The organism is Clostridia bacterium (genome assembly GCA_026414765.1).
GTDB lineage: Bacteria > Bacillota > Clostridia > Acetivibrionales > DSM-27016 > SKW86.
The window spans coordinates 1-13,482 of the sequence record JAOAIJ010000049.1 but is presented as its reverse complement, the minus strand read 5'-3'; the positions used below and the strand labels follow the sequence as shown (position 1 = coordinate 13,482).

16 protein-coding genes, 1 tRNA gene and 1 rRNA gene are annotated in these 13,482 nt (G+C 36.5%); 17 read left to right on the top strand and 1 reads right to left on the bottom strand.

Features of this window, described 5'->3' with window-relative positions; genetic code table 11:
* Positions 1–18 precede the first annotated feature (18 nt).
* The 17 genes from rrf to N3I35_18690 all read left to right on the top strand — a co-directional run bounded on the left by rrf (position 19) and on the right by N3I35_18690 (position 13,212).
* Positions 19–135 (top strand): 5S ribosomal RNA (gene rrf / locus N3I35_18770).
* A gap of 6 nt (positions 136–141) precedes the next feature.
* A tRNA-Asn gene (locus N3I35_18765) sits at positions 142–217 on the top strand.
* A gap of 163 nt (positions 218–380) precedes the next feature.
* Entirely contained in the window at positions 381–1,667 is a 1,287-nt protein-coding gene (locus N3I35_18760; protein MCX8132127.1) for a putative glycoside hydrolase, read from the top strand.
* A 265-nt stretch (positions 1,668–1,932) separates the two neighbouring features.
* Complete coding sequence (locus N3I35_18755; protein MCX8132126.1) at positions 1,933–3,156, top strand: putative glycoside hydrolase; 1,224 nt, start codon at positions 1,933–1,935, stop codon at positions 3,154–3,156.
* Between the two features lie 360 nt (positions 3,157–3,516).
* A complete protein-coding gene (locus tag N3I35_18750) occupies positions 3,517–5,862 on the top strand; it encodes a vitamin B12-dependent ribonucleotide reductase (protein ID MCX8132125.1) in 2,346 nt (781 codons plus the stop codon).
* Positions 5,863–6,264: 402 nt separating this feature from the next.
* Complete coding sequence (locus N3I35_18745) at positions 6,265–6,396, top strand: hypothetical protein (GenBank protein ID MCX8132124.1); 132 nt, start codon at positions 6,265–6,267, stop codon at positions 6,394–6,396.
* Positions 6,393–7,061 carry a cysteine hydrolase gene (locus tag N3I35_18740; GenBank protein ID MCX8132123.1) on the top strand — a complete coding sequence of 223 codons (669 nt, stop codon included), beginning with the start codon at positions 6,393–6,395 and terminating at the stop codon, positions 7,059–7,061. Before N3I35_18745 ends, N3I35_18740 begins: the two co-directional genes overlap by 4 nt.
* 709 nt (positions 7,062–7,770) lie before the next feature.
* Positions 7,771–8,151 (top strand): putative zinc-binding protein, encoded by a 381-nt coding sequence (locus tag N3I35_18735; GenBank protein MCX8132122.1) that lies wholly within the window; start codon positions 7,771–7,773, stop codon positions 8,149–8,151.
* 23 nt (positions 8,152–8,174) lie between these two features.
* The gene (locus N3I35_18730) at positions 8,175–8,495 is read left to right on the top strand and encodes a metalloregulator ArsR/SmtB family transcription factor (protein MCX8132121.1); all 321 of its coding nucleotides are present in this window, start codon (positions 8,175–8,177) and stop codon (positions 8,493–8,495) included.
* Positions 8,496–8,519: 24 nt separating this feature from the next.
* Positions 8,520–8,819, top strand: a complete 300-nt coding sequence (locus N3I35_18725; GenBank protein MCX8132120.1) for a 4Fe-4S ferredoxin — start codon at positions 8,520–8,522, stop codon at positions 8,817–8,819.
* 14 nt (positions 8,820–8,833) lie between these two features.
* Positions 8,834–9,838 (top strand): permease, encoded by a 1,005-nt coding sequence (locus N3I35_18720; protein MCX8132119.1) that lies wholly within the window; start codon positions 8,834–8,836, stop codon positions 9,836–9,838.
* A 19-nt stretch (positions 9,839–9,857) separates the two neighbouring features.
* Positions 9,858–10,400 carry a thioredoxin family protein gene (locus N3I35_18715; GenBank protein MCX8132118.1) on the top strand — a complete coding sequence of 181 codons (543 nt, stop codon included), beginning with the start codon at positions 9,858–9,860 and terminating at the stop codon, positions 10,398–10,400.
* On the top strand, positions 10,400–11,101 hold the full coding sequence (locus N3I35_18710; protein ID MCX8132117.1) for a cytochrome c biogenesis protein CcdA: 702 nt from the start codon (positions 10,400–10,402) through the stop codon (positions 11,099–11,101). The genes N3I35_18715 and N3I35_18710 overlap by 1 nt, the downstream gene beginning before the upstream one ends.
* Positions 11,102–11,127: 26 nt before the next feature.
* Positions 11,128–11,298 carry a thioredoxin family protein gene (locus tag N3I35_18705; GenBank protein MCX8132116.1) on the top strand — a complete coding sequence of 57 codons (171 nt, stop codon included), beginning with the start codon at positions 11,128–11,130 and terminating at the stop codon, positions 11,296–11,298.
* 650 nt (positions 11,299–11,948) lie between these two features.
* A complete protein-coding gene (locus N3I35_18700; protein ID MCX8132115.1) occupies positions 11,949–12,131 on the top strand; it encodes a 4Fe-4S binding protein in 183 nt (60 codons plus the stop codon).
* A gap of 45 nt (positions 12,132–12,176) precedes the next feature.
* Positions 12,177–12,761 (top strand): hypothetical protein, encoded by a 585-nt coding sequence (locus tag N3I35_18695; protein ID MCX8132114.1) that lies wholly within the window; start codon positions 12,177–12,179, stop codon positions 12,759–12,761.
* Between the two features lie 10 nt (positions 12,762–12,771).
* Positions 12,772–13,212, top strand: coding sequence for a rhodanese-like domain-containing protein (locus N3I35_18690; protein ID MCX8132113.1), 441 nt, complete (start codon positions 12,772–12,774; stop codon positions 13,210–13,212).
* A gap of 23 nt (positions 13,213–13,235) precedes the next feature.
* On the opposite strand, the gene N3I35_18685 is transcribed toward N3I35_18690, so the two are convergent.
* Positions 13,236–13,482, bottom strand: a 247-nt coding sequence (locus tag N3I35_18685) for a Na+/H+ antiporter NhaC family protein (protein MCX8132112.1), incomplete at its 5' end; no start/stop codon positions are given.

Below are 13,482 nucleotides of genomic sequence, written 5' to 3'. Positions count from 1 at the left end.
TTATTACGATTTGAACTTTCTGGTGGTTATTACGAGAAGGTCACACCCGTTCCCATACCGAACACGGCAGTTAAGCTTCTCAGTGCCAATGATACTTGGGTGGAAGCGCCCCGGGAAAGTAGGTCTCTGCCAGATTTATATTCCTCAATAGCTCAGTCGGTAGAGCATGCGGCTGTTAACCGCAGGGTCGTAGGTTCGAGTCCTACTTGAGGAGCCAAAAGAGAAAGACATATGTCTTTCTCTTTTTTATTTATTAATATTTACTTAAAGGTATTTTAGTAAAATTGCTGCAAAAGCTGCTATAAATATTGTTTTTGTATATAAAATCTGATAAATTGTTTACTGACGACTAAAATAAAAAACATAAAAAAGGGGCAACTATGTATAAGAATAAAAAAGTAATATTTTCTTTAATTGTTTTGGTAGCCGGTATCGGCGCTGCTATTTTATTATTTGTATTATCCGGAACAGATAAAAATGCAGTTTTAGTCAGCAAACAAGACGAATCTACCCAAATAAATACTTCTCAACAAGAGAAAATACCTTTGAACAGGGAAAATGAGGAAAAGTCGGACAATAAAAGTGCTGACAAAGAAAATATTGAAAAAAGTGATAAGCATATAAAAACTGAAAAAGTAAAAGCTGTATATTACACAGGTGTGTTTGCGGGCATTGAAAAAAGGTTGGATCATATTATCGAAGTTATAAAAAGCACTGAGCTAAATGCAATAGTAATAGATATAAAAGAAGCGGGTAAGGTTAATTACGAATCAAAAATTCCTGAAGTTAAGAATAATGGGCTATTTACAAAATTTTATAATCCTGAAAAAGTAATAAAAAAGCTGCATGACAATAATATATACGTTATAGGGCGTATAGTATGTTTTAGAGACGACGGACTTGCATCAAAAAGAGCAGATCTGGCTATCAAAACCCCTAAAGGGACACTTTGGAGAGAATATAAAAACAAACAGGACACAAAATGGACAAACCCGTTTAACCAGGATGTTTGGAAATATAATATTGATATAGCAAAAGAGGCTATAGACATAGGATTTGATGAAATACAGTTTGATTATGTAAGATTTCCTACTGCGGGTAGTAAAGAGGTTGATTATGGAATTGAAAAAATATCTAAAGCTGATGCAATATGCGGTTTCTTAAGAATGGCATCTGAGGAATTAAGAGAAAAAAAAGGAGTACCGGTTTCGGCAGATATATTTGGAATAGTATGTGTAAGTCCGAAGGACGGTAATAGTATAGGACAAGTTATAGAAAGAGTAGGTATGGATATAGATTATATATGTCCTATGGTATATCCATCGCATTATGCAAATGCGGGAAAGGGAATAATGGGTAACGGTGTTGGACAGAAAATCAATGGTGTAAACTTCACTGCGCCTGATTTGAAACCTTATGATGTTGTTTATAATACTTTAATAGAGGCAGGGAAAAAAATCGCGAAGGTACAGGGCTATAAAGCAAAAATGAGGCCGTATTTGCAAGACTTTACTGCTACGTACATAAAAAACAAAAAGTATTATCAAGAATATGGTATTGAACAGATAAAGCAGCAAATTAAGGCAGTTTATGACGCAGGATACGAAGAATGGATATTATGGGATGGAAAAAATACATATACAGAAGAGGCCTTGGTTAAGGAATAAACTATTGGATAAATACGAAATAATAAAGATACCGATATATATATCAGGTATCTTTTTTTCTTTTTGTATACTAATAATTAATATTTTGTTAACTAAATAATTATTTGAAGATTGTAGAATATAGTTATAAAAGAGCTTTTTTTATCAGGACTTAGGAAGTAATTTCCCATGACAAAAAAATATGTAATAATTATAATTTAAGAAGTATACATAAAATATTTCAGTTACGCAGAAAACAAAAAAAATGCTGGGGAGTTGGTTACTTATGAAAAAAAACGTTTTATGGGTTATAATTGCATCAGCGGTTATTATCCTCATAATTGGGGGTTCGGTAGCTGCATATAAGGGTACTAGGAATAATAACAAGAATCAGGGAACTACACAACAACAGACTACAAAGAATAATACTTCAAAACAAGAGGTAACCAATAGTAATACCAATACGCAAAATCAGGGGACAAAAGCTAGTGAGCCCAGCGCAAATCCTAAAGCTCCTATTAAGGCTAAAGCATTATACCTTACGGGATGGACTGTAGGAAGTATGAAGAACGTTGAGCATTTTGTGGAATTAGCAAAAACTACAGAAATAAATTCCTATGTAGTCGATATAAAAGACGATGATGGTTTGGTTGGGTACGAATCAAGTATTCCTGCAGTAAGGGAAATAAAGGCATGGGAAAAGAAGTATAATGTAGATAAGGTAATAAAAGCATTCCATGATAATGGTATACATGTAATTGGCAGAGTTGTTTGTTTTAAAGACCCAATACTTTCATCAAAAAGACCAGATTTGGCAATAAAGCATGCTAACGGGGGATTGTGGAAAGATAGAAAGAAGCTTACCTGGCTAAACCCCTATAACCGTGATTCGTGGCCGTATATTATCGAAATAGCAAGAGAAGGTGTTAAGAAAGGTTTTGATGAGATTCAATTTGACTATATCCGATTTGCAAATGACGGTGATAAAAAAGCAATGTATTTTGGAAAAACGGATAAGCAGAAGCATGAAATAATAAATGAGTTTCTTGCATATGCAAAAAAAGAACTTCCTGGTGTAATATTATCTGCTGATGTATTCGGCATAATATGTGAAAGCCCTGCTGATACAGAAGGAATAGGACAGTATCTGGAATATGTGGGAAAAGATATTGACTATATTTCCCCTATGGCTTACCCATCTCACTATGCTGTAGGTCAGAAGGTAAATGGAATTCAGTATATGAAGCCTGACTTTGAGCCATATGGTGTAGTATACAATACCTTAAAGAAAGCTAATGATAGGATAGCTAAGGTTGAAGGATATAAAGCGAAGGTTAGACCATACCTTCAGGATTTTACCGCTACGTGGCTTGGAAAAGGATATTATATGAAATATGGTCCTGAACAGGTGCGACAGCAGATTAAGGCAGTATACGATGCGGGATATGAGGAATGGATTTTCTGGGATGCCAATAATACCTATTCGGAATCCGCATTTTTAAAAGAATAAACACAAACAAAGAGTATATCCATGGATATGCTCTTTGTTTGTGTTTAGATTAATTTGCATATTTTCTACTATTCAATAGGTCTTAATTACTATGAAAAGTCTCTTGGTTCTTATTGACTTGTTTTTTTAAAATGATACAATATACAGTATTAGGATAAAGGTGGTACACAAAATGTAGTGATATTCTACTGCTATTATAAATATTATTATATTGTTGATCAGTATTTGTATATTAAATATTACGTCTAAAATTAGATACTGTACTAAAGAGAATAAACTAAATAAAAAGTTTTTTGGTTGTATTTTTCGATAGGATAGATGTTCAGATTACCTATGAAAATATTTTATGGAGGCTGTTCTATGAATTTGTCAGAGAATGCTGTTAAAGTGCTTGAAAAAAGATATCTGGTAAAAGATGAACATGGCTTGCTGCTTGAGAACCCGGAAGGCATGTTCAGAAGGGTAGCAAAGGCTGTGGCAGCTGCTGATGCAGAATACGTTTCAGCTGATGAGCTTAGGATAATTGAAGATGATTTTTTTGAAATAATGTCTAATCTTGAATTTCTACCTAACTCACCTACGTTAATGAATGCAGGGAGACCATTGGGTCAGCTTAGTGCTTGTTTTGTATTGCCTATAGAAGATTCAATGGAAGGCATATTTGAAACTATAAAAAATGCAGCTCTCATACATAAAAGCGGAGGAGGTACAGGCTTCAGTTTCTCAAGGTTGAGGCCAAAAGGAGCAGCTGTTAATTCTACAGGTGGTGTGGCTAGTGGGCCTGTTAGTTTTATGAAGGTATTTAATGCAGCAACAGAAGCTGTAAAACAGGGTGGTACTAGAAGAGGCGCCAATATGGGAATATTAAGGATTGATCATCCTGATATAATGGATTTCATAACCTCAAAAGCAGATAATTCGGATATAACAAATTTCAATATAAGTATTGGTATTACCGAAGAATTTATGAGAGCTGTAGAAGAAGGACGGGATTATGAACTTATTGACCCACACTACAAAAAAGTTGTTGGAAAGCTTAACGCAAGAGATGTATTTGAAGTTGTAGTAAATATGGCCTGGAAAAATGGCGAACCTGGTATTATATTTCTCGACAGGCTTAATAAGGATAATGTAACACCTGATTTAGGTGAGATAGAAAGTACCAACCCATGTGGGGAACAGCCATTGCTTCCTTATGAAGCGTGTAATCTGGGATCAATTAATTTAAGTCTGATGATAAGACATTCAGAAAATAAACACGATGTAGACTATGAAAGATTAACAAAAACAGTATGGAAGGCAGTGCATTTTCTAGATAATGTTATAGATGTAAATAAATATCCTCTTCCTGAGATAGATAAGATGACCAGAGGAACAAGGAAAATAGGTCTGGGGGTTATGGGATGGGCAGATATGCTTTGCAAGCTGGGTATTGCGTATAATTCACAAAAAGCACTGAACCTGGCAGAAAAAGTTATGCATCATATTCAGGAAGAAGCAAGAAAAGCGTCAATTAACCTTGCAGAAAAAAAAGGTGTGTTTCCGTATTTTGAAAAGAGTATTTACAAAGAACTTGGGATAAGAGTCAGAAATGCTACAACAACAACTATTGCACCAACAGGTACTTTAAGCATAATAGCAGGTGTATCAAGCGGTATAGAACCTTTGTTTGCCATATCGTACATAAGGAACGTAATGGATAATGAAGAATTGCTGGAAGTAAACCCGTTATTCAAGCAAATTGCCGTTATAGATGGTTTTTATTCAGATGAATTGATGAGGAGAATTGCAAAAAACGGAACAATCAAAGGCTTTTCCGAAATACCTGTATCAGTGCAAAATGTCTTTGTTACAGCACACGATATCTCTCCAGAGGCACATGTTAAAATGCAGGCTGCCTTTCAGAAGTATACAGATAATGCTGTCTCAAAAACAGTGAATCTATGTCATGATGCTACTACTAATGATGTAAAGGATGTATTCATACTTGCACATAGGATGTATTGCAAGGGAGTTACTTTATACCGTGACGGAAGCAGAGATATGCAGGTGCTGAACATAGGCAAGGTAAAAGGGAAAGATGAATCTGCATCCAATGGAAAACAGGCAATCAAAGAACAAATAAATATAGCTCCCCGTCATAGGCCGGATATTACTACTGGATTTACTGAAAAGGTTAAAATCGGTTGTGGAAATTTGTATATCACCGTTAATTATGATGAGCATGGCATATGTGAAGTATTTACTAATACCGGACGTGCTGGGGGATGCCCTTCACAGTCTGAGGCTACCAGTAGATTAGTATCTATTGCGTTGCGTTCGGGTATAGATGCTGCTTCTATTGTAGAGCAGTTAAAAGGTATTAGATGCCCGTCTACTATAAGGCAGAAAGGTTTGAAGGTTATGTCCTGCCCCGATGCAATAGGCAGGCTGATTGAAAAGGTTGCAAAGCTTCAGAATGGAAAAGATGAGGAGTTGGCCAGTGAGCTGATTTCTGCAGATAGTGAGGTAATTCCAAGACCTACAGCTAATTGTGAATCTAACTGTTCGATATGTTCAATGAGGGAAGCATGTGCAAACCCGTTAGAAGAAAATGAGAGTTTGGAAATTACCATTATGTCATATTGTCCTGAGTGCGGCAAGAAGCTTGAACATGAGGGTGGATGTGTAATTTGCAGGAATTGCGGGTTTAGTAAATGTGGGTGAGAACTGAACATATTGAGACTTGGAAGCGTTGAAAATAATGGATTATGTGATTTGTTATTAAGTAAACTTGGTATGAGATTGCATTAGGTGCAAGGAAATTGCTATAAAAATTCGACTTTCAATATATAAAAAACTCTAATGTACAAGACAAATGGCTATTGCTGCTGGCAATAGCCATTTGTCTTGTACATTATTACGTAAACTATTACTTTGAAGGATATATAGAAAAACATTACGAAAATAAGTAACTTGATAATGTATCATATTAGGTAAAATATCATTATAATGGCTTTGTTAAAAGAATTTCAAGACTATTCTGAAAAAGAGTCAATCAATATTCTTCAAGATGGCTCCGGCTTCAGTGCGATTCCAATCTATGCTACCACGGAAGAATTGCAGGAAATGAGCCGTCAGATCGGTGACATCGTAAAGAAGTATCAGACAAAGAATACAAAATTTCCCGGTAATCAAAAGATTCATATACTAGCTACGATTCTTACGCCGCCAAAGGCGCTAGAGGAGGAAAATAAATGAAACAGAAATTGAAAGGAAGTAAAAAAGCATTGATTATTATTGCTTGTATTATGATTTCTATATTAGCTGTCATTGCGGGCAGAATACTTTTTTTGTCGTCTGCAACAACTGGTAAAACAATTGCTGACTACAGAAATGGAAAAGCAGCTCTGCTGGTTATTGACATTCAAGAAGATACACTAAATGTTCCACAATACAGCAATTCAAAAGAGTTAATACAAAATATCAATACTTCCATAGAGTACGCAGCCGAAAATGGAATGGATATTATCTACATTAAGCAAGAATACTCCAATATATTTGATTCTCTCTTGACCGGAGGAATGTATAAGGCAAATAGCAAGGGTTCTGCATTAAGTAGCCAAATGATTATTAAGTCTGACAACATATTTAGTAAATTGAGGTCTGATTCTTTTTCGGAAAACAATTTCGAAAAGTATCTGATAGATAATCAGATAGATACTTTGTATATTGTCGGAGCGGATGCATCAGCTTGCGTATACAAAACTTCTCTTGGAGGAGTAAACAGGGGGTATCATGTTGTTGTACTTAAAGACTGCTTGTTTTCTGTTAATAAAAACATACTAAATAAGATGTTAGAGCGATACATAAAAGATGGAATTAAGGTTGAGAATATGGGGGAGTTTTTACAATCTGCCGAATAATCATTAATATGAGATTATGAGCAAACTTACCCCATAATTCCTGAAGCTCGACGAATACCTTTATATTGAACAAAAGAGCAATTTGACGAACTAAATACTCTTGCTAATTTACGTCAAAATTGTTTATTTTCTACCCAAACATTTTAATGATCTGAAATTCAAGTTAATGAAAGTGCCTATTGGCATTTCCATATTGGAGTTAAGTAAACTTGGCATGGAATTGCATTAGGTGCAAATAAACAGTTACAAATCTTGATTTAAAGATATTATAAAACTGTATTGGATAGAGCACGTGGAGACAGTTACATCACTAACAAAAGTGTAGTATTTCTTTGGCGGATTTCTTGGAATGGCATGATATGGAACGTTTTGGGGCTTTGGGGTTATGCCTAGAGGGCTATAAAAACAGAAAACTTTGTTTGGCATAATGAAAAATGGTAATTCCCAAAAACGCAGGATTTTATTTGGCATATTTCATATTGTTGAAAGGCTACAAAACAGGCTAAAATACCTAAGTTTTATAGTATATTTTTGTATTCGAAAACTAAATCATATTAAGGGACTATCAGCTTTCTTATTTTGCAGTGGTAGCCCTTTTTTATTTAATTAAATTGCATTGACATTTCATGGAATGAGGAATATAATATTTTTAGTATATTAGCAAAAACTAATATACTAAAAATATTAAAGGGGAAAGGGGTTGAATTTTATGTCTAAAGCGTGTATCTGCAAACCTGCTGAAATTATGGTTTTTGCATGCTCTGGAGGGGGAGCGAATGTAGGTCAAATTTCGAATAATGCCGCTCTTGAAATCACTAAGGAAGGCAAGGCGAAAATGTACTGTCTTGCAGGACTTGGCGGACACATTCCGGGTATTATTGAGGCTGCCAAGCAAGCGAAGAAGATTATAGTGGTTGACGGCTGTCCGGTATCTTGTGCAAAGAAAATGGCCCTGCATGTAGGAATAAACGTAGACCATTATATTGTAGTAACTGAGGAAGGCATAGAAAAAACGCCTGGAAAGTTTGATATAACAAATGAAGAGATAATTAAGATAAAGGATTTAATTGAACGAAAGATTGGCGAATAGCCTGTTAGAATGGAGAAATACTTATGTCAAATATGGGGAATCAGCTAATTTCGAATATTCTTAAAGCTTTATCGCATCCGACAAGGCTTCAGATTGTCAGACTTCTTAAGGAAAAGCCGTTGTGCGTCTGCGATATACTGCCGCAACTGGAGTCGGAACAGTCCAATACATCTCAACACCTATCCGTGCTGAAAAACCAAGGTATTGTTGACAGTAAAAAAGACGGACTTATGGTAATATACCGAATAAAAAGCCCTGAAGTGTACCAGATGATTGATATTGCAGAAGGTATCATATTAAGGCAAATAGAGGAAACAAAGTCTTCATTGGAAAAGAATAAATAAGTTATATGAGAGGGGACAAAAAATATGTCAAAAACATGGTATCCGGTAATCAGTTATGAGAATTGTACTGAATGTGGAGCATGCTTCAACAAATGCTCTCACGGTGTGTTTGAATTAAAAGCCTCATGTCCTGTGGTTGTGCATCCTGAAGGATGTGTTCAAGGATGCCACGGTTGCGGAAATCTGTGTCCTGTTGGGGCGATTGAGTATGTTGGGGATAATACTGGTTGGGTTCCACCGGGAAAGAAAGATGTGGCAGATGAGGCTTGCTGTAGTGACAATAAAGGAAAAGGCTGTTGCTCAGGTTCAAGCTGCTGTGGCTAAAGGGAGATGGTTTTTTGTTTGTATTTGAATGGTTGAATAATCAGCTGCTTAAAATGGAGTGGCTATCCAGCCTGATCAGGCTTCTGGTGGAAAAGGTGTTTGGGTTGAGTACTCAGCAAAGATTGGGCGGAAGCATACACTTCTTCATTTATGATGTAATAAAGATATTTATTTTGCTTTCAGTGTTGATCTTTGTAATTTCATATGTACAAAGCTTTTTTCCTCCAGAGAGGACAAGGAAGATATTAGGCCGGTACAATGGTATATCTGCAAATATATTAGGTGCGCTGCTTGGTACTGTCACACCCTTTTGCTCTTGCTCTTCCATTCCGTTGTTTATTGGATTTACAAGTACAGGGCTTCCTATAGGGGTTACATTTTCTTTTCTAATATCCTCACCGCTTGTGGATTTGGCCTCTGTGATACTACTTGCAAGCATATTCAACTGGAAAATTGCCATAGCTTATGTTATTGTAGGCATTATACTGGCGGTTATCGGGGGTACTGTTATCAGCAAACTAAAGCTTGAAAAATACGTGGAGCCCTTTGTTTTTAGTAATAAGGTTCTGGAAGCGGAGCAGAGTGAGTTGACTTTCCGCGACAGGATAGACTTCTCAAAGGAGCAGGTGCTGAATATAATCAAGAAGGTTTGGATGTATATCCTGATTGGTGTTGGGATAGGTGCTGCCATACACAACTGGGTTCCAGAGTCTGTTATTTCTGCAGTACTCGGTCAGGACAAATGGTACTCCGTTTTACTGGCAACTATTGTTGGTGTTCCAATGTATGCAGATATCTTCGGAACACTGCCTATCGCGGAAGCATTGGTTATAAAGGGTGTGGGAATCGGTACGGCATTATCCTTTATGATGGCTGTTACTGCACTTTCGCTTCCATCCATGATCATGCTGAAGAATGTGGTTAAGGCGAAGCTTTTGGTTATCTTTGCGGGTATTGTTACTTTGGGAATAATTATCATTGGCTATGTCTTTAACTCCTTTGGCTTTCTACTAATTTAAAATAAACGGAGGGCTGTTGATGACTGAAAATAACACTGTGAACTCTAAAAAAGGAATTGCACTAAAAATAATTGTTCCAATTCTTATTGTTAGCGTTCTTATTGGAATATGGGTTATAAAGAATAACAAAAAGGATGCAGAGACAGCTGGGTCTGGCAATGCAGACTTTGAGCTTCATGTTACAGAAAAAATCGACATTGAGAAGCTTAAGTCATATGGACTACCGATTATTATAGACTTTGGCGCGGATTCCTGTATTCCCTGTAAGGAAATGGCTCCTATATTAAAAGAGTTGAATGAGGAGTTAAAGGGGAAGGCAATTATTAGATTTGTTGATGTGCGGAAGTATCAGGAGTTGGCTCAGGGATATCCTATAAGTCTGATACCAACACAGATTTTCATTGACGCAAACGGTAAGCCATTCAAGCCTAAAGACCCGCAAGCCAGCCAAATGAAGATGTATACAACGAAAGACAAGGGTGAGCATGTGTTTACGGCACATGAGGGTGGAATGACAAAGGACCAGTTGTTGGACGTTCTCAAGGAAATGGGGATGAAATAATGGATGCTGTGATCAATCAATGGCTTGAGACCATTTCAGGAGCTATTTCTGCAAACATATGGCTTGCACCATTATTGGCGCTCCTTGCCGGCATACTTACATCTGTAACTCCATGCGCCCTTACGAGTGTGCCGCTTGTTATAGGTTATGTTGGAGGAACAGGGCAGAGGGATGCAAAAAGAGCCTTCTGGCTGTCGGTAGTATTCTCTGCAGGAATGGCAGTAACCTTTACTATTTTAGGAACAACTGCATCTATTCTCGGGAGACTCGTGCAGGGAACAGGTTCATGGTGGTATATACTTCTTGGAATACTTATGCTTTTGATGGCTCTGCAGACATGGGAGGTATATAACTTCATCCCATCCTCCTATGCAATAGGCAAAAGTACAAAACGGGGCTTTTTAGGAGCTTTTGTTGCCGGAATACTAGGAGGCTTTTTCTCTTCTCCATGTGCAACGCCTGTTCTGGTAGTATTGCTTGCAATGGTGGCAAAGGGAGGGAATCTGTTTTGGGGTGTGCTTCTTTTGCTGTTATATGCTATTGGACACAGCTTTTTAGTGCTGATTGCGGGAACGTCTGTAGGCTTCGTGCATAAGCTGTCTTCGAGTGAGAAATATGGTGGTACAAGTAAAGTATTGAGAATACTAATGGGGTCGGTTATCCTGCTTATAGCATTTTATATGTTCTATCTAGGATTTTAAAATAAGGTATTAAGGAGAGATTTGTTATTGTAATTAAGGTTTTAGGCTCTGGATGCAAAAATTGTGTGACATTAAAGGAAAATACAGAAACAGCACTAAAGGAAGCAGGCATTGAGTCAGAGATTGAAACAAAAGCATTAAGCTGCCACCCGGATATAACTGATGCAGAATATTATTGTATATGGAAGTTTTTTTAAAAAGAGCATTCTATATTGGAGTAGTTTACATATCAAATGTTTTGTATTTATGCCGGAATTTTTCTATAAAATTGCCCCTTACAGAGCATTTTATTACGAACCTTAAGATCATATATTGAACACTTTTCATATTTACAATTATTACAGCTAGTGCAGGACTTCACTTCAAGTGATACAAGATTTTTTGATATATCACATGATTCTCTAAACATGTATTTTATAAAAAGATTTATGCTGATAAAGGGGGCAAATAGTATAAAAAAGAATTTTGCCAGTAGATTTAGCTTGTTTAAAATGCAATATGACTTACCGTTAAGGAGTTTGCTAATATAGATATTTGTAAATATTGCAGTAGTCCATGTCATAAATCCTACGATAATCAGCATAAAAACACCCCATTTATTATTTATATCTATATATTATAATAAATAGATACAGATAACAAATCCGTTTATGCCTCGTTGTATACCTATATGGGGTATCTAATAAAGTGTAACTCCTAATACTCAAATTTTTGATGATTCATGCATTATATCGTAATATTTGAATATAATGATTGACAATGATATTGTCCACCTCGTATAATATAGATGTACCCCCTGGGGGTATAGTAAACAGAAAAATAAATAGGTTGTGAAGGAGTGCATTTTATGAAAATAACAGTTGATAAGAATTTATGCCCACAAAATCATAAGTGTCCGTCAACAAAGGTCTGTCCCGTAGGAGCAATTCAGCAAAGTGGGAATGGATTGCCAACAATTGATGATGAAAAATGCATTAAATGCAAGAAGTGTGTGATGTTCTGCCCAATGCGTGCTATTCAGGCAGAGTAGCGGGGGGCTCAATGCAAGTACACTACAATAAATAAGAGGGGATAAATGGTGGTAAGAGTGAAACGAGGCTGGAAAAATTATTTATTCATAATAACAATATTGTTTTTTGCTCTTGGATTCTTTAATATAATCTTTGCGTGGATTGGCTTCGCCTGTCTTCTGTTGCCATTTATTTTTCTTGCAAAAGACAGAAGAAAAACATGGTGCCAGGAATATTGTCCAAGGGCCAGTTTGTTTAATGTACTATTTAGTAGTCGTTCACTCACAGGAAAGGCAGGTCCAAGCTGGTTAACACGTGGTAAAGCAAAATGGGTTGTGTTAATTTACTTCATTTTTAACCTATTTGTACTTACCATGTCTACGATTATGGTGTCTGTTGGTAGAAGAGAACCTATGGAAATAGTAAGATTTTTATTTGCTTTTAAATTACCATGGAGTATGCCACAGCTATTAGATATAGCTTCCATACCAGGTTGGGCAGTGCATCTGTCGTACAGATTATATTCTATGATGTTTACAACTACTGTCCTGGGACTTTTGCTGGCTTGGATTTTCAGACCGAGAACCTGGTGCACTGTATGCCCAATAAATACAGTTTCTAATTTGATGCTCCATAAAAACAAGAAATGAGGTATTAGATTTGAGAAAAGTCATGATTACTATTGTTTTGCTTCTGATAAGTATAGGATTTGCTGCATGTAGTACAGCGGATAATAGGGGTTCTCAAAAGGCAGTATCTTCTCAAGCTGATCCAAGTAAAGCATCCAGTTATACAAATATTAAACCAGAAGAGGCGAAAAAGCGTCTTGAAAGTGAAAAGGGGAGTATATTACTTGATGTAAGAACTCAAGAGGAATATGATGAAAAGCATATCCCTAACAGCCTGTTGATCCCTGTAGATGTCATCGAAAAGGAAGCTCCCGCAAAGCTTACTGATAAGAATGCAACTATATTTGTTTATTGCAGGAGTGGAAGGCGCAGCGTTACAGCCTCAGAGACTCTTGTCAAAATGGGATATACAAACGTATATAACCTTGGAGGAATAATTGATTGGCCGTATGAAACAGAAAGTGGTAAATGACAGCTTTGAATGAACTGTGGGAATTAATAAAACATTCCAACCATTGTTGTGATATTAACCCCAGAATTTAAGGAAAATGTAACGGCTAAAGGCATCATTAAAGCCCACGTTGCCCAGGACGAGCCGATAGTATATGAGATAACTCCTGATATCAGAAACAATGCTCCTGGAATTAAAAACTTCGGAATACTTCTTATAAATCCTTCACTAACTAGATTGTTAAACCCAAGTTCCTGAGTAACACTGGTGAGTGCCCAGCTTAAAACCAGG

Bases quoted from the DNA above. Each gene is read 5' to 3' on its own strand.
- N3I35_18760 (MCX8132127.1), top strand. From the start codon at position 381: ATGTATAAGAATAAAAAAGTAATATTTTCTTTAATTGTTTTGGTAGCC.
- N3I35_18755 (MCX8132126.1), top strand. From the start codon at position 1,933: ATGAAAAAAAACGTTTTATGGGTTATAATTGCATCAGCGGTTATTATC.
- N3I35_18750 (MCX8132125.1), top strand. From the start codon at position 3,517: ATGAATTTGTCAGAGAATGCTGTTAAAGTGCTTGAAAAAAGATATCTG.
- N3I35_18745 (MCX8132124.1), top strand. From the start codon at position 6,265: ATGAGCCGTCAGATCGGTGACATCGTAAAGAAGTATCAGACAAAGAAT.
- N3I35_18740 (MCX8132123.1), top strand. From the start codon at position 6,393: ATGAAACAGAAATTGAAAGGAAGTAAAAAAGCATTGATTATTATTGCT.
- N3I35_18735 (MCX8132122.1), top strand. From the start codon at position 7,771: ATGTCTAAAGCGTGTATCTGCAAACCTGCTGAAATTATGGTTTTTGCA.
- N3I35_18730 (MCX8132121.1), top strand. From the start codon at position 8,175: ATGTCAAATATGGGGAATCAGCTAATTTCGAATATTCTTAAAGCTTTA.
- N3I35_18725 (MCX8132120.1), top strand. From the start codon at position 8,520: ATGTCAAAAACATGGTATCCGGTAATCAGTTATGAGAATTGTACTGAA.
- N3I35_18715 (MCX8132118.1), top strand. From the start codon at position 9,858: ATGACTGAAAATAACACTGTGAACTCTAAAAAAGGAATTGCACTAAAA.
- N3I35_18710 (MCX8132117.1), top strand. From the start codon at position 10,400: ATGGATGCTGTGATCAATCAATGGCTTGAGACCATTTCAGGAGCTATT.
- N3I35_18700 (MCX8132115.1), top strand. From the start codon at position 11,949: ATGAAAATAACAGTTGATAAGAATTTATGCCCACAAAATCATAAGTGT.
- N3I35_18695 (MCX8132114.1), top strand. From the start codon at position 12,177: ATGGTGGTAAGAGTGAAACGAGGCTGGAAAAATTATTTATTCATAATA.